The following is a 24,308-nucleotide window of genomic DNA, read 5'->3' on the forward strand; positions in this document are numbered from 1 at the left end:
CTTATTCAATTCTTTTTGAAATAAGTACTTATCAAAACTAACTTTGATAAGTATCTCCTTACATAATTCTAACATTTCCTTGTACGTATTACGGGTTCTCTCAAATATACGAAATTCTTATGAATTTGTTTTATGGACTGTAAATTATAGTTATAAACATTAAGCCTTTACTATCTTAAAACAAAAGGCAAAGCGTTAAAAATCAATATTTTAACCTGAACGTTTAAGAAATGTTAAAACTCATATTTGATGACTTGTAAAATCTCCTCAGTACTTTTATCATATACATAGACTAAAAAATGCATGTCTGCATTGGTAATGCCTGCAGGAACGTTATAGGTAAAGTCTTTTTCAAACTTTTGACCCGCAATCACATCTCCATTTACAAATACACGACCGAACGTTTCTCCAGCAAATACATTGCCTCTATGTACTTCATGGTGCTTGTAATCTTCCACATCATCTGATAAAACTTTTTGCCAATCAATCACTTCATTTTCTAGTGCATAAATAACAACTGCATACTCTCCTGTCAACGCGGTTAAAAACTCAATTTGTGCATGTATAAAAAGTCCTCGCGTTGCTTCAAAATAATTTGATTTAGCTTGAATATTAACCAATAATGGGGTATTCAATAATGAATCCGTAGTAGTAGACCAAGTAGACGCGCTGTGGAATATTTCACCATTAGAATTTAAAGATCTATTTACTGTACCTGTGGGATTACCAACAATTCCACCTTGAATATTAGATAAATAACCTGCAATTTCTTTTCCTTCAGCTGTAGTAAAATCAGTGGTGTATTTATTACCTGACGGTGCTACAGACTGAAAATCACTTGTACCTGAAGCATTTGGTGATGCATGAATGGATGCAATAAAAACACGACCAGGATTAGCTTCCGCTATATTCTTTGCCTCAGTTGCTGCTGCTGGACAAAATGAACATTTATGTCCAGTGAAATCTTCAATTAAAACATTTCTGGTAGCATTGTTATTTGCGCCAAAGGTTGGATACACATAATCTCTAAAATTTCCAGGATATAATGTAGTATCTAAATCTGTGATAATTTTATATGGGTATTCTACTTTATCACAAGAATAAAGACTTACCAAAACGCTTAGTACTAATGTTATTTTTAAAATCGTTTTCATGTTCGTTGTTTTTAAAATGTTGTAGTGAAAGTAAATGTCACCCCATTCGTTGCTGGTACGGGACGACAAACTCCTCCGATACAAAATATCCCTTCTCTTTGTTTTCCAAAAGAAATCATAAATCTTGAAGCATCATGGGTATACCCAAAAGATCCAAGAGGATAATGTTTTCTGCTTGAAACAATTGGATTACCATAATTATATTGATCCATTACAGCAAAAAACCAACCTGGAGAAATAGTATACTCTGCTAAAAATGTTGTCCAATTTCCTTTATCTTGTTTCGTAAATAAACCTTGTGCCTCTACACGAATACTGTGTTTCTTGTTGATTTTATAGGCACCATCAAACACGATTATATCCGAAGTAATATAACCATGCGCCAGTTTTGTTACTTCATTCACATCATTATTAAATATAAAATGTAGGTAAGTAGCGGTCAATTTGAATTTCTTTGAGAACTTCTTCTTTAACTCAATATTAAAATCGAAATTGTACAAACTATCACTTTTATCAAAAGGCTTACTTGCATAGGAAACCCTATCCACATCAAAAGCAACATCAGAAGTGTGTTGTACTGGTTTAAATGCAGTCGCTAAATTTATATTTACATCCATGCCATATTTACCACCTAAAAGGGTATTTCTTTTTACCTTATATAAAACATCCAACTGGTAAGCAATCTCTCCTGAAGGCACAGAGGCATAAGGATATAAAGTCGAAGCCAAATTATACGTATGGTTCTTATTTAAGGAAGGTAAATAAGAAATCATCAATTGGTTTCCCTCTACTGTTCTATCTGCACGATAAAACATGTTATCAATTGATTTTGCTGTAAACAATACCGCAAAACCTTTTTGAGAATACCCCATATTAACTAAAGCACCATGCCCATTATTATAGACATAACCATTATTTATAGATGGATCATTTTGTTTAAGAATGTATTCTCCATTAATGTAAAAGTTTTTATACCTCACATCCAATCTACCACCAAAAGAAGCGACATTATATGGTAAATTTAAGGTGTCATTACTGCCAGGCTGATACCTACTCACAAAGCTCCCTCCTAAAGAGACTTTTAATTTTGAATCGTTGAAAGTCTCAAACAAATCATTGATAGAAACCTCTCCATCTAAACCTCTAACAATACCTTCCGACAAATTAATTTGTCCTTCATCAAAATTATAACGCATTTTTCCAAATACTCCCTTCAATCTAACTCCTGCTCTTGGATTGAATTCTATTTTTGCACCATCCATAGCATTATCTATCCCAACTGCCCTTGCTTCGTAGGAACGCAGTATCATTCCGCTTCCAAACTGTTCATAAAAATTTCCAGCAACAGCCGAAATTTTATCCGTGCTATATGCGACATAACGATAGCCAATTCCAGTACCAGAATAAAAAGCAGGATAGCCAGCAATACCAGGTAAATAACTTTCAAAACGAACACCAGCTCTAAAGTTTCCTAAAGAATAATTTATGTTCGCGTAAGAATTCATAACTGCTTTTTGCTCAGGCGCAAAAGCATTAATACTCGAATCACTCGTTAAATATTGTGCAACCGTTTCAATATTACCCGTCACCGAAGCCTTACTCATGTCAAACTGCGCGACAGCTTGTTGTGCAAAACCAATACATAAAAGTGACAAGAAAGACTTTGAAATAAAATTTAATTTTGGGTTCATTATTTTCATCATTTCAATAATTCTTCAATATGCTCAAATAATATTTCCTCATCACCAGGTACAAACCCACTGTGAGAATAAACAATTTTCCCGTTTTTATCTACTAAAAAGGTATGTGGCACATTATTTACGCCCATTGCTCTTTTAAAATCACCATTTACATCCATCAAAACTTCATAATCCCATCCTGAAGAATTCACATATGGCTTTACCATGTTTTTCGTTCTTTCATTATCGATAGACACAGCAACTAATTTCACCCCAGTTTCATCCTGCCAATCTTGATACACTTCTTGAATAGTATTTAATTCTAACTTACATGGCTTACACCATGTTGCCCAAAATGAAATCACCATAGGTTTTCCATCATTCTCTAAATCCCCTGTATTAAATGCATTTCCTTCCACATCTTTAATGCTTACTGCTGGTAGATTTTTTCCTTCACTATCTTGATCGGCATTGGTATTCATAAAAGCAAAACCAAACGCCGCTCCTACAGTTAATATCATTAATAATTTTTTCATATTCTTTCTATTTTTTATTCTTTAAGGTTATCAATTCAATAATTAGACCACTAATCCTAGGTTAAGCAAATGTAAAAAAATTCAATTGTAAAATATTTTACTTTTACAATAACTATTGTTTTTCAAACTTAACTTTTAAATCTAACTTAAGACGTTATGTATCACAAAAAAAATAACAAACCGCCTATAAGTAAACGATAACAAGGCCTACTATGAATTTCTCTTCTGTAAAACAAACATGAATATATTTTTTAACTTGGAATCCTAAGGTCTCCACCCGACTGGAAATTAAACAGAAAAAGCAAGGTGCAATTGCGCTATATTTTGTATTTTTGAAATTCTAATAATTATAATTATGAAAAAAGCTTTACAATTTTTAGCTGCATGCCTTATCTCTATGAATGTGAATGCACAAAAAATAGAGATTTACAAAGCAGATCAAACAACAGATGTTTCTGGAACAACTTTATATGCTTCTTCAAGTGCTGACGAGATGCATTTGTATTTAGACATTAAAAATGTTTCGAATTCGGCTTTAAGTTTAACCATTACTAGAAAAAGAATTAATGAAGTACCCGGCTCCAAAGATTATTTTTGCTGGGGATTCGATTTGTTAAGCGGACAATGTTACTCTGCAGATGATGTTTCTTCAAGCAACCCTTGGACAGCCACCAACCAATACAGCTTTAGTGCTGGTGGAACAGGTATTCTGTATGCTTATCATGTAACAGAAGGAAATCAAGGTTCTGCTAAATATAGATATTATGTAGTGGAAGACGGTGTTCACTTGGACTCTGTTGATGTTATTTTTAATTACTTCTTAGGACTGGAAAAAGAAGATCCTGCAAGCTTCTCTGTTTATCCAAACCCTGTGAATGATCAATTGAATATTAACGCAGACAACCTTGGTAACAACAGTAGTATTACAGTGTACGACATTACAGGTAAAACAGTAGCAACTGCGACTTTACAAAACGGTAAAAACGTATTAAACTTAAAAGACTTAAATGCAGGTGTATACTTTTATGCCATCAGCAATGATTTAGCAGTTATTGAAACAAAAAAACTGATTGTACAATAATTACTTTTCTAAAATTAAACCAAAAAAGGGAGCTACATAAGCTCCTTTTTTTATGCCTTTAATAATTTTTCGACCAAAGCCACAACACCTTCACTTGCTTTAGATTTGATGTGTGTATATGCATATGGAAAATGAGAATCTACAGGAGCTGGATCAACCAAATAAAAAACTGCATCTTTAGGCGCAAAACTAACCAAACTAGCAGCGGGATAAACATTAAGAGAGGTGCCAATTACAATAAAAATATCTGCTGCTACCACTTCTTCAATCGCTTTTTCCATCAAAGGGACTGGCTCACCAAACCAAACTACATGAGGCCGTATTTGATGACCATTAGGATCTACATCTCCCCATGAAACGGTTTCACTTACCTCAAATATTTGTTGCGGATGCTCAACGGTTTTCCCTTTCATTATTTCCCCATGCAAATGCAATACAGTTTTACTCCCAGCCCGTTCGTGTAAATTATCTATATTTTGGGTAATAATACGCACCTCAAACACCTCCTCTAAATCTACCAAAGCCAAATGTGCCGCATTTGGTAAGGCCGCTATATTTTGTTTTCTTCGTAAATTATAAAATGACAACACCAACTTAGGATCGTTTTGCCATGCAGCAAATGTAGCCACTTCTTCCAACTTGAAATTATCCCACAATCCTTTGCCTCCTCTAAAAACACCCAAGCCACTTTCTTCACTGATTCCCGCACCCGTGAGCAACACAATTTTTCTTTTTTCCTTCATTTACCACACTAATTTATTCCAAAAAATAATAGAATTGCAATGAAATGGGTAATTTCACTAAAATATTAACGTTATCTCTTAAGCGAAAACTCATTTTGACCCTAAAAATCACCATATATATATTTACACTATTTTTATTGCTTAGTAGCAATCAAGTGTATGGTCAAAACAATTTAATAAACAAAACCATTAAATACCAAAAGGGTGACACCATACAACTTTCAAGCTATTCTATTTTAAAAACAGGATTTGAAGTCTACCACAAAAAAAATAGACTAGTAGATTCTACTTATTTTTTCGATCCTATCACCGCAAAATTCTTCAGCAGTTCTGCCCCCTCAGCATTACTTACTTTTAAATATTATCGATCTCCAATTAATATCAATCAAAGTTTTTACCACAAATTAGACACATTAATTGTCGACTTCAACGACAGTTTAGCGCTAGAACCATATCGTTTATCCATTAAAAATAACAATGATGACTTAAATTTTTTTGGCGATTCGCAGTTAGAAAAACAAGGCAGTATATCTAGAGGTGTAACCGTTGGTAACGCACAAAGCCTTTCTTTTCAGTCGACCTTAAATCTTCAATTAAATGGTGTAATTGGCCCAAACCTATTTATTAAAGGATCAATATCAGACAACAATATACCATTTCAACCAAGTGGCAACACCCAAAAACTGCAAGAATTCGACCAAGTATTCTTACAAATTTATAATGATGATTTTGCGGTAACTGGTGGTGATTTTTGGCTAAAAAAACCAACGGGATACTTTTTAAATTACAATAAAAGAAGTCAAGGTTTGAGTGTGGATTATAATTACCTTTCTGCAAACATTAAAAACAGTCCAAAAATATCCCATAAAATAGGCGGTGCATTTTCTAGGGGTAAATTTGCCAGAAACATCCTACAAGGCATAGAAGGAAACCAAGGACCTTACAAATTATCGGGTGTAGAAAACGAACAAAACATCATTGTCCTAGCTGGAACAGAAGCAGTTTATATAGATGGAAAACTTCTAGAAAGAGGGCAAGAATTTGACTATACCATTGACTACAATACTGCCGAAATTATATTTACTGCCAATCAATTTATCACCAAAGACAAAAGAATTATTGTTGAATTTCAATATTCTGACTTAAACTACGCTAGGAGCCTAGGCGTCTACAATGGAAAAGTAGAAGGGGAGAAATATACCATTTGGGGCAATTTTTACAATGAACAAGACGCAAAAAACCAACCCATACAGCAAAGTTTAAGTTTTGAACAGAAAACCAATCTATCGTTTGCAGGAGACGACCTTAACAACGCTTTGATATCTAGTATAATCCCAACTGAATACAGCGAAAACACCATCCATTACTTTTTAAAAGACAGTCTTGGTATTGACTCCGTTTTAGTTTTTACCAACAATGTGGACAGTGCAAAATACCGTGCAAACTTCAAACTGCTAGGCGAAAACAAAGGGAACTATATTATAGATAAATATACTGCAAATGGCAAAATTTATAAATGGGTTTTTCCTACAGGAGGAATCCCACAAGGCACCTACGAACCAGTAATATTGCTTATTGCGCCGCAAAAAAAGCAGATGGCCTCGGTGGGCGCCAGCTATCAATTCAATCCAAACGTAAGCACCACCTTTGAGTTAGCATACTCTAGGACAGATAAAAATACTTTTTCCGAACTGGATGCAGGAGATGACAAAGGATATGCACTAAAATGGGGGGTAGGGCAACAAAAACAAATTAAAGACAAAGGAATCACCCTCTATTCCAATTTAGACCTCGAAATCAACGACCGAAATTTCAACCCTATTCAATGGTTCAGGTCGGCTGAATTTGATAGAGACTGGAATTTAAGTAACCAAGCCTACACCGGAAATCAATACATTTCAAAAGTCCAAATTGGAATTCAAAAAAATAAAGTATTAAAAATCAGCTACCAAATTAATCAGCTCACCTGGGGAGAAGCTTATCAAGGTTTAAAAAATGATGTAGATTTAAACCTTTTTAAAAACGGCTACACTTTAAATTTTAAAGGAAATTACTTAACCGCAAACGGGGATTTAAACAGCAAGTTTTTTCGTCACCAAGCCGAGGTATCCAAGACCTGGAAAAAAATAAAAATTGGGTATGTAGATATTTACGAAAAAAACATCATTAGCATAAGCGATAGTCTTTTGCCTAGCGCCTATCAATTTTATGACGCAAAAGCATATATTTCTACTGGAGACTCTACTAAAAATTACCATCAAATTTATTATCAACTAAGAACCGATTGGCTTTCAGATACAAATCAATTAACACCAAGTGCAAACGCAGAAAACTATGGCATTAGTAGTCAATTTAATAAAAACAAGTATTACCAATTGAAGGTTAACTTAAACTACAGACGACTAAAGGTTTTGGATGAAAACTTATTTGACCAGCCACCTGAAAATACAATGCTAGGAAGAGTGGAACAGAATTTGTTTTTCCTAAAAGGCGTATTTTCTAGTCGTACATTTTACGAAGTAAACTCTGGACTAGAACTGAAAAGAGACTATGTTTATGTCCAAGTAAATAATGGGCAAGGTGTTTACACCTGGATTGATTACAACGAAGATGGCATAAAAGACATAGGAGAATTTGAAATTGCACAATTTTCAGACCAAGCGGAATACATCAGAATTTCAATATCTTCAACAGAATTTGTAAGAACTTACGGGAATCAGTTTAATCAGACTTTTTTCCTTAAGCCTGAAAAAATATGGCGCCAATCTAAGGGGATTAAAGGTTTTCTTGGCCTATTTAGCAATCAAACTAACTACAAAATAAACAGAAAAACAACCAACAACGACCAACTGCTTGCTATCAATCCTTTTTTAACTGACATTCCGGACAGCAGTTTAATCAATGTACAATCGAACTTAAGAAATACTTTATTTTTTAATCGGCTTAATCCCAAATTTGGCCTAGAATATACCATTACAGCAACCAAAAGCAAAGTGCTTTTAACAAGCGGATTCGACTTTAACCAAAAATTTGACCATGAAAACAGATTACGCTGGAACATTTCCAAAGCATTCAACCTAAATTTAAAACATCTATCTGGTTTTAAAAAATCGGCTTCAGACTACGCTGAAAACAGGAATTACTTCTACCAAACGCAACTCGGAGAACTAACTATTTCATACCAACCTAATACTAAATTTCGGTATGCGATATTGGGTGAATTTTCCATTAAAAAAAATGAATCCGATTTAAATGAGATTGCTAAAAGCTTAAAAATTGGCAATGAAATTAGATTTAACCAAGTAAAGAAAGGTAGTTTTTCCGCAAATTTCAACTTGCAACTATTGGCATATAATGCAGCAGAAAACACACCAATTGCATTTGAATTATTAGCTGCCCTTAAACCAGGTGTAAACTTACTTTGGGGACTCAACTACCAAAGAAAAATAGCCGAAAATCTACAGCTAAATTTCAATTATTCTGGTAGAAAATCTGAAAATGTAGCTTTTATTCATTCAGGCGGCATGGAATTAAGAGCTTTCTTTTAAAATGTCAGTCATTATTTGATTCCTAATTCATAGATTTTTTGTAGATTTATCTGTTCGTTTGTTAACTATTATTATATGAAGAAGACCTTTTACATTTTATCCATTGTATTTTTAATTACTTCCTGTGGAGACAAAAAAGACAAGAAAAACCATCAGGAACAGGATAAAACTGAAATTTCAAAAACCGTCTTAAGCTTTGAAAAAGTCGCTAGTGATCATTCAGGGATTAAATTCAGCAACACCATTGCAGAAAACGACACCTTTAATTTTTTCAACTTTGAATACATGTATAATGGCGGAGGTGTAGCTGTAGGTGACATCAATAACGACGGATTAGCCGATATTTATTTCACTGGAAATGAGGTTTCCGACAAGCTATACCTAAACAAAGGTAATATGCAATTTGAAGACATTACCTCTACAGCAATAGGAAACTCAGCTGTTGACGGCTGGCATACTGGCGTAAACATGGTAGATGTAAATGCAGATGGCTGGCTAGACATCTATGTATGTAGATCGGGCCTAAATAATAACCCAGATAAGCTCAGCAACTTACTATACATTAACAACCAAGATAACACCTTTACTGAAAAAGCAGAAGAATTAGGGGTAGACATTAAAAGAATGTCAACGCAGGCAGCGTTTTTCGATTTTGATAATGATGGTGATTTAGACTTATATGTAATGAACCATCCAAATCAAGCGGCAGATGACTCTAAAGAAACTGTGGCCACCATCAACCAATTAATTAAAGCTGGAAGTCCGGACTCAGATGTTTTACTCGAAAACGTGGATGGACATTTTATAGACATCACTAAACAAGCTGGCGTATCAAATCATTCTTATGGTCTTGGAATTGCAGTAGCGGATTTTAATGCGGATGGTTTTGACGACCTATACATATCCAATGATTATATGGCTCCTGATTATTTTTATGTAAATAATGGAGACGGTACTTTTACAGACCAGAGTTTAACAAAATTAAAACACATGTCTAATTACTCTATGGGGAATGATGCTTCAGATTTCAACAATGATGGACTAATGGACATTTTATCTTTAGACATGGCCAGTGAAGATCATGTGAGGTCTAAAAAAAACATGAGCGGTATGAGTACAGAAAAATTCTGGGGCGTAGTTTCTGTTGGGTTCCATTATCAATTCATGTTTAATGCTTTACAGTTAAACAATGGAAACGGTACTTTTTCTGACATAGCACAACTAGCTGGCGTTTCTAAAACAGATTGGAGTTGGGCACCATTATTTATTGATTTTGATAATGACGGACTAAAAGACTTATTTATTTCAAACGGTTACAAAAGAGACTCAAGAGACAATGATTACAACCGATCTAACAGTCGAAAGAATCCGGACTTAAGTGTAACTGAAAAATTAGACTTAATGCCTGCCACAAAAATTCAAAACTACATTTACCATAACAACGGCAAGCTGCATTTTGATAAAAAGATGAAAGAATGGGGCGTTAATTTCCCTGTCAATACAAACGGGACAGCCTTTGGAGATTTTGACAATGATGGAGATGTTGATTTGGTTTTAAACAACATGGAAGAACAGTCTTTTATTCTAGAAAACAAATTAAATTCAAACAATCACTATATCCGTATTCAACTGAACAATAAGAACGGAAACAGAAATTGTTTAGGAGCAAAAGTAACCCTAAAAACCAAAGCAGGAATTCAATTTCAGGAGCTAAGAACTACCAGAGGTTATATTTCTTCTGTTGAAAACGTATTACATTTTGGATTAGGTGCAGCAGAAGATATAGAATTTGTAGAGATAATATGGCCTGATCAGCAAATCACAAAATTGACCAATGTAAAAGCGAATCAAAAACTTGTTGTCCACTATGAAAGCAGTAAATTCACAAAAGAAAAATACACAGAGACTAACCAACCTTTATTCGAAAATATTACTGCTGAAAAACCACTAATTATCCATCAAGAAAAATTTGTAGATGACTTTATTCAAGAAGTTTTATTACCAAATAAAATGTCTCAATTAGGACCTTTTATTTCTAAAGGAGATGCAAACGGAGACGGCTTAGAGGATTTCTACTTATCTGGTTCTAGATTTTTTGCAGGCAAATTATACATTCAAAGTCCCGACGGAGACTTTAATTTAAAAAAGGGTCCTTGGGAAAAACAAAAAGACCGTGAAGAAATGGAATCTTTATTCATTGATGTTGATTTAGATGGCGATCAAGATTTATATGTAGTGAGTGGCGGTAATGAATTTGATTTCAACTCCCCTTCCCTATTTGACCAATTATATATCAATGATGGCCAAGGTAATTTCACCAATGAAACTAACGATCGTTTACCAGAAATGATAACATCAGGCCAAAGTATAGCGCAAGTAGATTTAGACAATGATGGAGATTTAGATTTATTTCTTGGCGGAAGACAAACACCAGGGTACTACCCTTTCGCGCCTAGGAGTTATCTATTATTAAATGATAAAGGCGTTTTTAAAGACATCACAGCAAACTCTCAAGACATAATGGGACCTGGTTTGATTACCGACGCCTTATTTGATGACTTTGACCAAGACGGTGATCCAGATTTAATTTGTGTCGGCGAATGGATGCCTATTTCATTTTACGAAAATAAAGAAGGCGTATTTACGAATGTTACTGCTCAAAAAGGAACAGAAAAAGAAGTTGGATGGTGGTATTCCATAGAAAAAGGAGATTTTAACGAGGATGGTAAAATGGATTACATTGCTGGAAATTTAGGATGGAATAATAAATTTCATCCTAGTAAAGAATACCCATTAGAAATATATTGTCATGACTTTGATAAATCGGGTACTTATGATATTGTACTAGGTAAATACCAAAACAATGTGTGTTACCCTGTAAGAGGAAAACAATGTAGTACAGACCAAATGCCTTTTATTTCAAAAAAGTTTCCGAAGTATGCGGACTTTGCAGAAGCAGATATAGAAAAGCTATATGGTGCAGAAAATTTAAAAGAAGCATTGCATTATTCTGCCACCACGTTTTCTTCGGTTATATTATTACAAACCGCAAACCAGTTTAAAGTAATGGATTTACCCGTAGAGATCCAATTCTCACCAATAAATAAATTTTTAGTCCTTGATTTGAACAACGACAAGCATTTAGATATCCTTGCGGCAGGTAATAATTATGCCGCAGAAGTGGAGACAATACGTTATGATGCCGGGAGAGGGAATGTTTTATTAGGGGATGGAAAAGGGCAATTTGAAAGCCTTAACCCAAGACAATCTGGCCTGTTTATTGGTACAGATTGTAAAGATTTAACCCAAATTAAAGTAGGAAACAAAGAGGTAATCATCAGTGCATCTAATAATTACCTCCTTGAATGGTTTAGCTTTTTAAAATAATTTGCTTCCTTAAAAAATATTTCCTACTTTTGACACATACTATTTATAAAAAATTAATTATGAAGAAAATTTACTTTATTTTCAGCATGGTGTTTTTTGGTTCAATAACCGCATTCGCTCAAGGGGAAACTTGTGCAACTGCAGTTAGTGTTACTTCAGGACTCCATTCTGCTGACGGACCATCATCAGGTGGTGGTAACTCTAATGTTTGTTTCAACGGCGGTACAGATGCCGATTGGTACAAATTTACTCCTGTTTGTGATGGAGATTTATCTATTGACAACGGATTACCGCAAAATCCAAGTGCAGGAATACGTTTATCAGTTTATTCTGGTGATTGTGCAACAGGTTTAACTTGTGAATACACAAGTCCTGGTTCTGTAATTTATGCAGCTAACACAACATTATCTGTAGTAGGTGGAACAACCTATTACATTGAATGGGATGATAGTTGGATAAACAATAGTGCTCCGTTTGATTGGACTATGGACTATCAAGTTTCTGGTGGTGTAACTGGTGTTGCTAGTAACACGCAAACCAATGGTGCAATTCTTTCATGGTCTCCAAATGGAACGGAAGCAGCATGGGATATTCAATACGGACCTTCTGGATTCAATTTAGGATCAGGGACTACGTTTACTGAAGATTCTATTGGTGGACCGTATACGATACTTGGTGGTTTACTACCAAATACGACTTATGATTTCTATATTGCTATTGCAGGAACAGGATGTTTCGTAGGACCAATTACTTTTACAACACAACCATTGTGTCCAGCGCCTACTAACTTAACAACTAGCCCAACGAGTTCTTCAGCTATTTTGGACTGGGATTTAGGCGCAACGGAAAATGCATGGGACTTACAATACGGACCAATTGGTACGCCACTTAATGATATAGGAATGCTTTACAATGGGTCTCCTTCATCATCTGCGTTCAATGCATTAAATTTAGCTTCTTGTCAAGATTACCATTGGTATGTAAGAGCTGTTTGTACAAACTTCACACCTACGTTATATTCTGCATGGGTTGGACCAGTTGAATTTTCAACGGATTGTGTTTGTCCAGAACCAAGTAACTTAAGTGCTGCTCCAGGTGTAACTGCTTTTGACTATAATTTAAGTTGGACTGCTGGTGGAACTGAAACTGCATGGGATGTACAATACGGACCACAAGGTTTTTTAATTAATTCAGCACAAGCCTTACCTATTGTATCTGCACCTACAAATAATCCATTTTTATTAACCGGGTTATCACCAGGTACGGATTATGATTATTATGTACGAGCTGCATGTGGTTCTACACCAGATTCATTATCTGACTGGGTTGGACCTTACGCTTTCACAACGGATATATTCTGTCCTACTCCAACTGGTTTAGGTGTAAGTAATATAACTATTAATTCTGCTGATATAAGCTGGAACATTGATGGTTCTACTACAGAATGGACATTAGAATGGGGTGCTCCAGGATTTACATTAGGTACTGGAACAAATAATACTTTATTATCTAATAATGCTATTTTAACTGGACTATCTGTTGCAACGGAATATTGCTACTATGTTAAAGCTAATTGTGGTGCTACTCCAGATTTGACATCTGCATGGGCTGGACCTTATTGCTTTACTACTTTAGCTTCATGTCCTTCACCTTCTAACTTAAGTGTTGCTAATGTTTCATTTACGTCTGCAACTTTAGATTGGCAACCAGGTGCTTCTGAAACATCATGGGATGTTGAATGGGGTACTGCTGGATTTACAATTGGTTCTGGATCTGGATCTGCTACTGTTTCAGGTAATTCTGATTACTATGCAACTGGCTTAACTGTTTCAGCTCCTTACGAATTTTATGTAAGAGCTAATTGTGGTGCTCCAGATGGTTCATCTGTTTGGGTAGGACCTTTTGAATTCACTACTACATTAACAAATGATTTACCTTGTGATGCAATTGAATTGTTAGTTGATGGTAACGTAAATGTTCATACTAATTTAGGTGCGACTTCTACTGAAAGTGCAGTTTCTCCACCTTGGGCTTATGCTTACGGTGATAACTGGTATGGTTCAGCAACTGCTTATCCTATGCAAAACACAGTTTGGTTTAAATTTAAAGCTCCTGCTTCAGGAAAAGTTGAGATTTCTACAGTAAACAGTGTAACACAAGCATTTAATACATCAACAGAAATCGCTTTATATACCGTTGGATTATGTTCAAACTTTGCTACTTATAACAATTTAGGTGCAAACACTTGGTCTACTAACACATATAGACCAGCAACTAAGGGTTCTAAAATATTATCTTGTGATTTAAATCCTGGTCAATATTACTATGTAATGCTTGATAACTTTTCTAACACTTCTGGAACAATTGGTTCAGGTCCTGGTGGATTTGGAATCTCTGTAACAGATATTCCTACGCCAAGTGCAGGAACTGCAACACCAATTTCTATTTGTGGTAATGGTGAAGCATTTGATTTGTTTGATGCAATTGATGGTTATACTTCTACTTCAGGTACATGGTACAATCCAAGTGCATTGAATGCAGGTTTCCAAGTAAATGGTAGTAACAGTGTAGTTTCATTACCAGCAGGATCATCAGTTTATCCTTTTGATTATGTTATTGCTACATCATGTGGATCTGATACTATTTCAACAACGATCACTACTTCATTTGCTCCAGAAGCAGGTATGGATGGTGCATTTACTACTTGTAATACAGATGACGTTGTGTTAATTAACCACTTAAATGGTCAAGCTCAAATGGGTGGTACTTGGAGTGATGTTAATGACCAAGTAAATGTATCTAATGGTATCTTCCATGCATACGGAAAACAATACGGTTCTTATAACTTCTACTATATTGTTTCTGGTGACGGTTCTTGTCCAGCAGATACTGCAGTAGTAACTGTTACTTTAACTGACAACTGTTTAGGATTAGATGATAACGCTTCTGTTAATAACTTAGAAGTTTATCCAAATCCAGTAAATGATGTTTTAACTATTAACAACTTAGTAGTTGAAGGAAATGCTGTTATTAACGTATTTGATGCGCAAGGTAAACTTGTTATCTCATCTAACGTTTCTAACAACAATGGTAATAAAACAATCGATATGTCTGCTTTAGATGCAGGTGTATATGTTGTTGAATTGACTTCAGAAATGAATAACCAAAAAGTAAGAGTTGTTAAAAACTAATAACAATTACTAATACAAATATTAAAGGCTGTTTCAATTGAAACAGCCTTTTTTTATGTCCAATAAATTAATCCTCATACTCTATTGCCATACAGCAAAAATAGGATTGTGGGCATGGCCTGAAATATCTACAAAGCAAAAAAAATGCAGTACAGTAGGAGTTCGCCTTCCGCCAGTACATCATTAAAACCTGCAATGGTTGATAAATAACATTTAATTTACAGCTTAAATAGACACGTATACTATAGGAAAGCCATTACTTGATTAAAAATACAGCATACATTCCCCAAACAAAGACAGGACTATGCTGAACAAAAAAAGCTAAAAGAAAAAAGTGATAGAGAATTAAAAAGAGGTATTATAGAGCACAGGTGGAATTATTTCCTTTTCCTTGAACTGAATCCCCAAAGTCGCCAATTCTTCCAATATAGGTGTGTATACGTTACTCTGAATCGGTAATTGTACTCCTGTAATATTAATACTTTTATTTAAAATCAATTTAGTACAAATGGCCACCGGCAAGCCTACAGTTTTACTCATGGCTGTATGGACTTGATCTTCCCCGATAACTACCATGGAAGCGTTAATCTCGTGACACTCCTCGCCTAAATCATATACAAATTTATGCCACATTACAATCATATCCTTATCCCCAGCATCTAACTGCCACATTTCTTCTATTATTTTTTGTAGAAAAACTGCAGGAGTAACATCTTCTTGAATATCTACTTTATCCGATTTAAAGATACCCAACCAAACTAGTTTTTCCCAAATGGTATCGTCTTGGTCAATCTTAAGTGCATGACGCAATTTTAACTCCACAGAATCATTTGGATTATAAGGTAAAAAAGCATTAATAAAATCACGTTTAGTCATGTTTTTACTTCCTTCTAAAACATAGGTATCATCTGTAGCACCCAATTGAACAAAAACATCCCAAGCCTTTGAAAAACCTTTTCTTCGAAAAGTTCCTCTATAGATAGTTGGAATATCTTGCAAACTATAAATATCACGGTACTTTAAAGAATCTCGATTGGCATAACCTTCAAACTTACCATAACCTGGTATGTCAATTATTTCTGTTCTTCTAAATAATTTGTGATAAGGAATATACTTATACTGTCCTTCTTGAATAAATTTTGCAGCACCACCTTGTCCTGCTAAAACCACATTTCTGGGATTCCAAGTCAATTTATAATTCCATGGATTATTATCAGACTCAGGCGCAACCAAACCGCCAGTAAAAGATTCAAAAATATGCATTTTACCGCCTAAAGTTTCCACTTTATCTAAAATCTGTTTAGCACTCATATGATCGATACCAGGATCTACTCCTATTTCATTCATAATCACTATACCGGCATCTATTGCATCTTGATGTAAAGCCTGCATTTCTTCAGATATATAAGAAGGAGTGACTAAATTCTTTTTAAGCTGGATACAATCTTTTGCAATTTCAATATGAAAACGTGCTGGTAACATGGAAACCACAATATCCGCCCATTCCATAAAAGGTCTTCGCGCCGCTGCATTTAAAGCATCTAATGCTATTCCTTCGGCAAAAGGGCTTCCGTCACATTTTTTTACAGCCAAAGCACCATCACGATCCACGACCTTGATCATCCAATTCTCTTTTTCAGCATGATTTATAAAGTATCTAATCATTGATGAGGCAGACAAACCGGCTCCGATAACAAGGATGTTTTTCATGTTGTTTAATTTTGTTGTAAATCTAACTTATTTTTGATAATTCGGTAAATTATTTAACATAATTTTACAACGTAAATAGAATACGTTCTATAAGAATATACTTGTATTGTTAAAACAATTAAAACAAAACAAGATGAGCAACATAGTTAAAATTTATGAGGAAATAAGCATTCAATCCATTGTATATGAAAACGGTGATTATGAAGCAGAAATCAACTGTACCTTAAAGTACAAAAATAAAAACATCCGTACAAAACTAATGATATCCCAAACAGACTTAAATCGTTTGTTGGCCAAATTAAATTGTCAAGGATATGAATTTGGTGAAGATTTTATAGAATCTCACTATTTAGAAGACGGCACGGAATTAATTGAATTTAATTTTGAAAATAAACAACAGCATGCCATCCATAATTTTCAATTCATGAACACTTACACTCAAATCGGCGCATAATGATAACTTCTGTATACCATGCTATATTTAACAAAAAAACTAGTCCCTTAAACATCCACCATAATTTTAAAGTGACCAAGTTACTACATTACGACATGATTTATGTTTACCATCACATACAAGAAGGAACGGTGGTTGACTTAACACTAGATGAAACCTTATATATAGGAGAAATTAGGTTTAAAGTAACTTTTAAATCATTTCACCTAGGGTTTATTCATATCCCCAAACACATTCACCATATGTTTAACCAAGTAAAACAATTAAACGGAACTGTTTCTAGTATCCTTAAAGAAAAGTATTTACCCATTCAACATTTAGACATTAAAGTAGTGCAAACCGTTTTTAAACAAGTCTCTTAAACAGGTTTAAATAAACTGTATTTATACATATTCCTCATTTTTTTATTAACTTAGTGAGCGAATAAATATTTTTAATGGAAAACGCTATTCGTATTGTCATAATTGGAGATTATAATTTTGCTTATCATTCTCATAATGCAACCAATAAAGCATTACAACATGTAGAAAACATATTGGACCAACCCATTAATTTTTTTTGGTTTACGGAACATGAATTTTGTGAATTCCCACAGTCTACAATAGAAAGTTATGATGGCGTTTTAATTGCTCCTGGTCCCTTTCAAAAACCATTTTATTTTAACACTATATTAGCAGATCTTAAAGCCTTAAATATACCTGTATTAGGTACTGGGGAGATTTTTAAAATTTTAGTGCAAACCCATTTTTCAGATTTGGGGTATGATAAAGTTGGCGATAAAATTATTTCTGATAATTTAGTAGATGGTAACCACTTCACCCAAGTAAATTTAACCAAGCTTTCGGATGAATGTGCGAAAATTTACATCAATCGTGGTGCAATCGAATTTAGCTCCTCTAGGTATTCTATTCTTCCACAATATTCAGATATTTTAGGAGAAACTTTTGAAATTAGCGCGAGAAATCAATATTTTGATCCAGAAATTTTAAAAGCAAAGGATTTACACTTCTTTATGTTTACCATGTTCTGTCCTCAAATGAATTCAACCGAAGATATTCCGCATCCGATATTCACGTACTTTGTAAAAAGTGTGATTAGGTTAAAGGACATGAAGATTAGTAAATAACTAATTTTATTAGACCAAAAAAAAGTGGTCTTTTTACAAGACCACCCCTTCATTTCAATCTTTTATTATTTGAGGTATTTACCTAACCAGGCATAATATTGACGGTGCCAAAACACCCCGTTCTGTGGTGATAAAATCCAATGATTTTCTTCTGGAAATAAAATTAATTTACTCGGGATATAATTTACCTGCAAAGCTTGAAAAGCTTCCAGTCCTTGTCCAACAGGAACTCGATAATCTTTTTCGCCTTGAAATATAAGCATTGGTGTATCCCATTTGTGTACATTTCTATTTGGTGAATGTCTTACATAACTTTCTAGAAATTGTTCGCCATAATAAGGGCCTCCAATATCGTGGTTGGCAAAAAATAACTCTTCTGTAGTACCGTACCAGCTTTCTAAATTAAATAATCCGGCGTGCGCTATAAAACAAGCAAACCTATTTTCATGCATTCCGGCAAGATAATAAACAGAGTAACCGCCGTAACTTGCCCCTACTGCTCCAATTCTTTTCTCATCTATAAAAGGCTCTTTTTTAAGTTCATCTACTGCCGAAATATAATCATTGATAGCCTGTCCACCCCAATCTTGTGAAATAGCATCATTCCATTCTTGTCCGAACCCAGGAAGACCTCTTCTATTAGGCGCAATAATAATATAATCATTAGCTGCCATTAATTGAAAATTCCAACGGTAAGAGAAAAATTGCGAAACGGCACTTTGTGGTCCGCCTTGACAATATAAAAGTGCAGGATATTTTTTATTTTTATCGAAATCAGGTGGATAGATTATCCAAACTAATTGTTGTTTACCATCTGAAGTTTTAACCCAACGTTTTTCTATATTCCCTATACTTAAAGTATCATAAATTTCTTTATTCACGTCTGTTAATTGGGTTTCTTTTCCCGAAGCAATATCCACTGCATACACATCCGTTGGATGATTCATAGATTGCTTTCCGCCAATTAATTGTTTACCTGCAAAAGCAATAGAAGTATAATTATGGTCTCCTTTGGTTATTTGACGGTGCGTCTTTGTTTTTACATCCAATTCAAAGAATTGGTAGGTCGCTTCAATAGCAGCTCTAAAATAAATTTTCTTATTATCTTCTCCCCAAATAATATCGGAAACAGTTAAGTCAATTTGCGCGGTTAAATTAGTCCTTGTTTTTGTTTCCATATCATAAACTACAATGTCATTTTTATCCGATTCGAAACCATTTGTCGTCATACTTAACCAAGCTAAATATTTCCCATCTTTAGAATAAGTCGGCGCAGTGTCGTACCCCATCATTCCTTCCGATATATTACTTGTTTTTTGAGTAGAAACGTCGTAGGTATATATATCAGAATTAGTACTTACCGCATATGCTTTACCACGTAACTTTTTAGTAGAATACGTAATTTTACTACCATCAGGAGAGAAACAAGCCTGTTCTAACCCACTAAATGGTTTACTTGGTGTATCAAATTTTTCATAAGGCATGATATCAATTCCTGTACCTGCTAAAAGTCCATTGTCCACCACTGAAAACAAAATATGATTGTACAAGCCATCTTCATAGCTTGACCAATGTCGATACATTAAGTCGTCGTATACTTTTGCATTAGAAGCTGCCAAGTCTATTGCCAATTCGGTAGAATGAAACTTATCTAATTTAACTTCTTGGGTAAACATAATCCTTTTTCCATCTGGAGAATACTTAAATTCTTGCATTCTACTACCGATACTTGACAATCTCCTAAGGTCCGTTCCGTCTACATTGACTTCATAGATATTTATGCCATTTTTATCGGATTGTTTGAAACAAATCTTTTCACCATCTGGCCGCCAAGTAGCATTGGAAAAATTAGGATCGATACCAGTAATCTTACTCATTTTCTTTGAAACCAAATCAAGCACAATCAATTCATTTCTACCTGAATTCAATCGCAAATCATAAGAACGTTGCGTAAAAAGCACCTTATTATAATCTGGAGAAACAGCAACACCACTCACCCTTTTTAATTTCCATAATAACTCCGGTGTCATTCTATTCTGTGCCATTATTAATGAACTCACGATTAGCAGACCCGCTAAAATTATACTCTTCATTTTATTGTTTTATTAATTAATATTCTACTTGGAAGGTATGCCGTAATCATACCAATAACTGTTGTAATACCCAAAATTAAAAATATGTCGGACAATTTAATGACAACTGGAAAGTTTTCTACCATTCCGCCTGTCATTTTTAATAAACCAAACTTTAATTGGAGCAAAAGCACCAGGACACCTATGGTAAGACCAAAAATGATTCCTAAAAAATTAATGAGTAAACCTTCATAGAAAAATATTCGTTTCAATTGTTCACTGGTCGCCCCAAAAGCATATAAAGTTTTTATATTTTGTTTTTTTTCTAAAATAAGCATTGTAATTGACGCTACCATGGTAAACGTTCCAAGAAAGAAAATAAAACCCAGCAAAACAATCACCATCCACTTTTCACTTTTACTTGTTTTATAGATTAATTCATTTTGTTCGTAAGCAGTTTTGACCGAGAAATTTGGACCTAATATATTTTTTATTTCGGTCTTTTTCAATTCTAAATCTACCCCGTCATTGTACTGCAATTCCAATGCTGAAATTTCGTCTCCATAATCAAGCATCTGTTGGGCCAATGTTATTGGAATAATTACATATTTTTCATTGATAGTATTGTTAAAAGAAAATACACCTGCTATTGGTATTGTAGCAATTTCGAAGGCATCTGAACTATTTCGTTTAATTTTTTTATTTCTTCTAGGTGCATATATTGTAAGAGACTCGTATTCTCCAGGTATATCATATATATACCCTCCTAAATTCTGAAAAATAACATACCCCGCAAAACCATAATTCACGCCATCTTTTGCCATTGAAAGCCCGTCAAAACCGGTATTGCTTTCCATTAATTTTTCTGGCATATTCACCATGGTTAAGTATGCTGGCTCTACCCCTTTTATTTTCCCGAAAGCAAATTGCTCGTAATTTTTAAAAATTACAGTCTCTTCAATTATTTTTGAATAGAGCGCCAGTTCTTCATCCTCTGTTATTGTCACAGGCATTGCAGCGGCTGGAAATGTTTTTCCTGCTACAAGTTCAATTTTCAAGTCTGGCTCAAACGAATTAAAAAGAGAAATTACGAGACCTTCTACCCCATTAAAAGCAGAAATAACAATAATCATTGCTGCTGTAGCAATAGTGATTCCGAAAATGGATATCCCAGAGATTAAGTTAATGACATTTTGAGACTTTTTTGAAAAAAGATACCTTATTGCTATAAAGAAAGGGGTATTCACTATTTTTTTAATAGTTCATCAATCTCTCTAGCGTAATCTAAGGAGTTATCTATCTTATAATCAAATTCTGGAATTCTTCTCATGGCTTTTGCTAATCGATTACCCATAATTTTCCGAATATATCCTGCATTTTCTTTAATGTGCTTGTATACTTCTTCAATAGGTTTCGCTCCTCCAAAAATACTGATAAAGACTTTTGCGTAAGTCATATCTGGTGAGATATTTACTTGGGTAACCGTAACCATTGCTCCTAAACAGAAAGTCCGACTTTCTTCCCTGAAAACAATATTTAGTTCCTTCTCAAGAACAGCATTAATTTTTTGTTGGCGTAGTGTACTCATGGTACAAAAGTACAAAAATTAGATTGAAGGGTTTTCAAAGGTCTAAAATAATTATAGATTACTTACCTTTATCGCCGTGAAAGGATTGGTACAAATATTCAAATTATCATTTAGTCAAAAGCGTTCGGCATATTTAACGATCGTCAGTAATTTTTTCTACGTCATATTTAATTTAATTTCCCTCATTTTATTTATCCCCTTTTTGAATCTTATTTTTAAGCCAGAAGGTTTAATAAAAATAACGCAAATGCCAGCACCTTCTTGGATAAACAGGGAAGATATAATGGGATATTTCGGTGATAAATATGATTATGAAATGGGTCAATTTATTATTGAATATGGTAAAATAGGTGCACTTGCGTTTATTTGTGTCTCCGTATTAATTGCTTTTTTTCTTAAAAATTTATTTCGATACGGCGCAGTATATCATCAATCATACATGCGTATGGCGGTGGTCAGAGATTTGCGTTATAATTTATTTAAAAAGGCCATTTGTTTACCTATTGCATACCACACAGATGAGCGAAAAGGAAACTTACTTTCCAGGATGACCTCCGATTTAAATGAAGTGGAAATTGCAGTTGTTTATTTATTAGAAATTATTTTCCGAGAGCCCATTGCAGTCGTGATTAGTTTAGGCTTTCTTTTTTATGTAAGTGTTCCTTTAACTTTATTTTCACTTATTCTATTGCCAATTAGTGGTTTTTTGATTTCAAAAATTGGAAAAAGTTTGAAAAGAACATCTGTTCAGGGACAAGAAAAAATGGGCACTTTACTTTCTCTCATTGAAGAAGCCATTGGAGGAGTAAGAATTATTAAAGCTTTTACAGCTGAAAACACGATATTAAAGCGTTTTACCAAAGAAAATAATAAACACCAAGAATTAACCACCAGTGCTTTTCGTAAAAAAGATTTAGCTTCTCCATTAAATGAATTTTTAGGCGCAGCAATAATGGTTGGTATTGTTTGGTACGGTGGTAGTTTAATACTAGAAGATAAAGGCACGTTAAATGGGGAACAATTTATGGGCTTTATTATTGTTTTCTCCCAATTATTAAGACCAATAAGCGGTATTGCAAATGGTTTAACTAGTTTTAAAAAAGCAGAAGCTTCTTTAGAAAGAATAGACGAAGTTTTAGACATTAAAGACACCATTCTTCCTGCTAAAAATCCAATAGAGAAAACTACTTTTGAAAGTGAAATTGTCTTTAATAAGGTAAACTTTTCCTACAAAGAAACACAGGTATTAAAAAATATTTCATTCGAACTAAAAAAAGGTAAAACCATTGCCCTAGTTGGTGAATCTGGAAGTGGAAAATCAACCATTTCTGACCTTATTCCACGTTTTTATGATATCAATTCTGGTGAAATTCTCATTGATGGAATTAACATTAAAGACATTTCTATTCCACAATTGAGAAACTTAATCAGTATAGTATCACAAGAATCGGTTTTATTTAATGATACAATCGCAAACAATATTTCATTTGGCAAACCAGATGCTACCTCAGCTGAAATTGAAGCTGCAGCAAAAATTGCTAACGCGCATGAATTCATTAAGGATTTAGAACATGGTTACGCCACTACAATTGGGGATAGAGGTAACAAGTTATCTGGCGGGCAAAAGCAAAGGATAAGTATTGCAAGGGCAGTACTAGCTGACTCTCCTATCATGATTTTTGACGAAGCCACTTCTGCCTTAGATACCGAGTCGGAAAAAGTTGTACAAAAAGCATTGGATAATTTAATGAGCAATAGAACATCCTTGGTGATTGCGCACCGATTAAGCACCATTAGAAATGCGGATCAAATTATTGTATTAAAACAAGGCGAAATTGTGGAGTCTGGCAATCACGATCAATTAATTGCAGAAAAAGGCTATTACTATTCCTTGTGTCAAATTCAGCAATTGGTATAAAATATTCCGGAAACAGGTGTTTTGTTTTTTTGTCGTTTTACTCAGACCTACTTTCTAAATCAGTCCGTTGTTTGTTTACACCTTTATTCCGGAAATAATTTCTTGACAAATTTCATCAATT

The 24,308-nt window shown here is 34.3% G+C and carries 16 protein-coding genes; 8 read left to right on the plus strand and 8 right to left on the minus strand.

The window, feature by feature from the left end; genetic code table 11:
• Positions 1-233: 233 nt before the first annotated feature.
• From DNU06_RS02955 to DNU06_RS02965, 3 genes are read right to left on the minus strand one after another with little or no spacing between them, the layout of a single operon-like run.
• A complete protein-coding gene (locus tag DNU06_RS02955) occupies positions 234-1,154 on the minus strand; it encodes an Omp28-related outer membrane protein (protein WP_111061706.1) in 921 nt (306 codons plus the stop codon).
• Positions 1,155-1,165: 11 nt separating this feature from the next.
• Positions 1,166-2,857, minus strand: coding sequence for a DUF6029 family protein (locus DNU06_RS02960; RefSeq protein ID WP_111061707.1), 1,692 nt, complete (start codon positions 2,855-2,857; stop codon positions 1,166-1,168).
• A complete protein-coding gene (locus DNU06_RS02965) occupies positions 2,854-3,369 on the minus strand; it encodes a TlpA family protein disulfide reductase (RefSeq protein WP_111061708.1) in 516 nt (171 codons plus the stop codon). Before DNU06_RS02965 ends, DNU06_RS02960 begins: the two co-directional genes overlap by 4 nt.
• Before the next feature lie 355 nt (positions 3,370-3,724).
• Here DNU06_RS02965 and DNU06_RS02970 point away from each other — a divergent pair, with 355 nt between their 5' ends.
• Complete coding sequence (locus tag DNU06_RS02970; RefSeq protein WP_111061709.1) at positions 3,725-4,450, plus strand: T9SS type A sorting domain-containing protein; 726 nt, start codon at positions 3,725-3,727, stop codon at positions 4,448-4,450.
• A 50-nt stretch (positions 4,451-4,500) separates the two neighbouring features.
• Here the strand turns inward: DNU06_RS02970 and DNU06_RS02975 are convergent, their stop codons facing one another.
• Entirely contained in the window at positions 4,501-5,193 is a 693-nt protein-coding gene (locus DNU06_RS02975) for an SIR2 family NAD-dependent protein deacylase (RefSeq protein WP_111061710.1), read from the minus strand.
• 44 nt (positions 5,194-5,237) lie between these two features.
• Between DNU06_RS02975 and DNU06_RS02980 the strand changes: the two genes are divergently transcribed.
• The 3 genes from DNU06_RS02980 (at position 5,238) to DNU06_RS02990 (ending at position 15,319) form a co-directional block, all read left to right on the plus strand.
• A complete protein-coding gene (locus tag DNU06_RS02980; protein WP_146239132.1) occupies positions 5,238-8,741 on the plus strand; it encodes a hypothetical protein in 3,504 nt (1,167 codons plus the stop codon).
• Positions 8,742-8,816: 75 nt separating this feature from the next.
• The gene (locus DNU06_RS02985; RefSeq protein ID WP_111061712.1) at positions 8,817-12,128 is read left to right on the plus strand and encodes a CRTAC1 family protein; all 3,312 of its coding nucleotides are present in this window, start codon (positions 8,817-8,819) and stop codon (positions 12,126-12,128) included.
• Between the two features lie 59 nt (positions 12,129-12,187).
• On the plus strand, positions 12,188-15,319 hold the full coding sequence (locus DNU06_RS02990; RefSeq protein WP_111061713.1) for a fibronectin type III domain-containing protein: 3,132 nt from the start codon (positions 12,188-12,190) through the stop codon (positions 15,317-15,319).
• A gap of 345 nt (positions 15,320-15,664) precedes the next feature.
• Here DNU06_RS02990 and DNU06_RS02995 read toward each other — a convergent pair whose 3' ends face one another.
• Positions 15,665-17,029, minus strand: coding sequence for a saccharopine dehydrogenase family protein (locus DNU06_RS02995; RefSeq protein ID WP_111061714.1), 1,365 nt, complete (start codon positions 17,027-17,029; stop codon positions 15,665-15,667).
• Positions 17,030-17,162: 133 nt separating this feature from the next.
• On the opposite strand from DNU06_RS02995, the gene DNU06_RS03000 reads away from it, so the two are divergent.
• The 3 genes from DNU06_RS03000 (at position 17,163) to DNU06_RS03010 (ending at position 18,609) form a co-directional block, all read left to right on the plus strand.
• Entirely contained in the window at positions 17,163-17,483 is a 321-nt protein-coding gene (locus DNU06_RS03000; RefSeq protein ID WP_111061715.1) for a hypothetical protein, read from the plus strand.
• Positions 17,483-17,845, plus strand: a complete 363-nt coding sequence (locus DNU06_RS03005; RefSeq protein ID WP_111061716.1) for a hypothetical protein — start codon at positions 17,483-17,485, stop codon at positions 17,843-17,845. Before DNU06_RS03000 ends, DNU06_RS03005 begins: the two co-directional genes overlap by 1 nt.
• A gap of 74 nt (positions 17,846-17,919) precedes the next feature.
• A complete protein-coding gene (locus DNU06_RS03010) occupies positions 17,920-18,609 on the plus strand; it encodes a type 1 glutamine amidotransferase family protein (RefSeq protein ID WP_111061717.1) in 690 nt (229 codons plus the stop codon).
• Positions 18,610-18,674: 65 nt separating this feature from the next.
• Here the strand turns inward: DNU06_RS03010 and DNU06_RS03015 are convergent, their stop codons facing one another.
• From DNU06_RS03015 to rbfA, 3 genes are read right to left on the minus strand one after another with little or no spacing between them, the layout of a single operon-like run.
• Positions 18,675-20,702 (minus strand): S9 family peptidase, encoded by a 2,028-nt coding sequence (locus DNU06_RS03015; protein WP_111061718.1) that lies wholly within the window; start codon positions 20,700-20,702, stop codon positions 18,675-18,677.
• Positions 20,699-21,928 carry an ABC transporter permease gene (locus DNU06_RS03020; RefSeq protein WP_146239133.1) on the minus strand — a complete coding sequence of 410 codons (1,230 nt, stop codon included), beginning with the start codon at positions 21,926-21,928 and terminating at the stop codon, positions 20,699-20,701. Before DNU06_RS03020 ends, DNU06_RS03015 begins: the two co-directional genes overlap by 4 nt.
• Positions 21,928-22,269, minus strand: a complete 342-nt coding sequence (rbfA, locus tag DNU06_RS03025) for a 30S ribosome-binding factor RbfA (RefSeq protein WP_111061720.1) — start codon at positions 22,267-22,269, stop codon at positions 21,928-21,930. The genes DNU06_RS03020 and rbfA overlap by 1 nt, the downstream gene beginning before the upstream one ends.
• Positions 22,270-22,516: 247 nt before the next feature.
• On the opposite strand from rbfA, the gene DNU06_RS03030 reads away from it, so the two are divergent.
• Positions 22,517-24,187 (plus strand): ABC transporter ATP-binding protein, encoded by a 1,671-nt coding sequence (locus DNU06_RS03030; RefSeq protein ID WP_233502930.1) that lies wholly within the window; start codon positions 22,517-22,519, stop codon positions 24,185-24,187.
• The last annotated feature ends 121 nt before the right edge of the window (positions 24,188-24,308 follow it).

It is taken from the genome of Putridiphycobacter roseus (genome assembly GCF_003234935.1).
Classification (GTDB): domain Bacteria; phylum Bacteroidota; class Bacteroidia; order Flavobacteriales_D; family Crocinitomicaceae; genus Putridiphycobacter; species Putridiphycobacter roseus.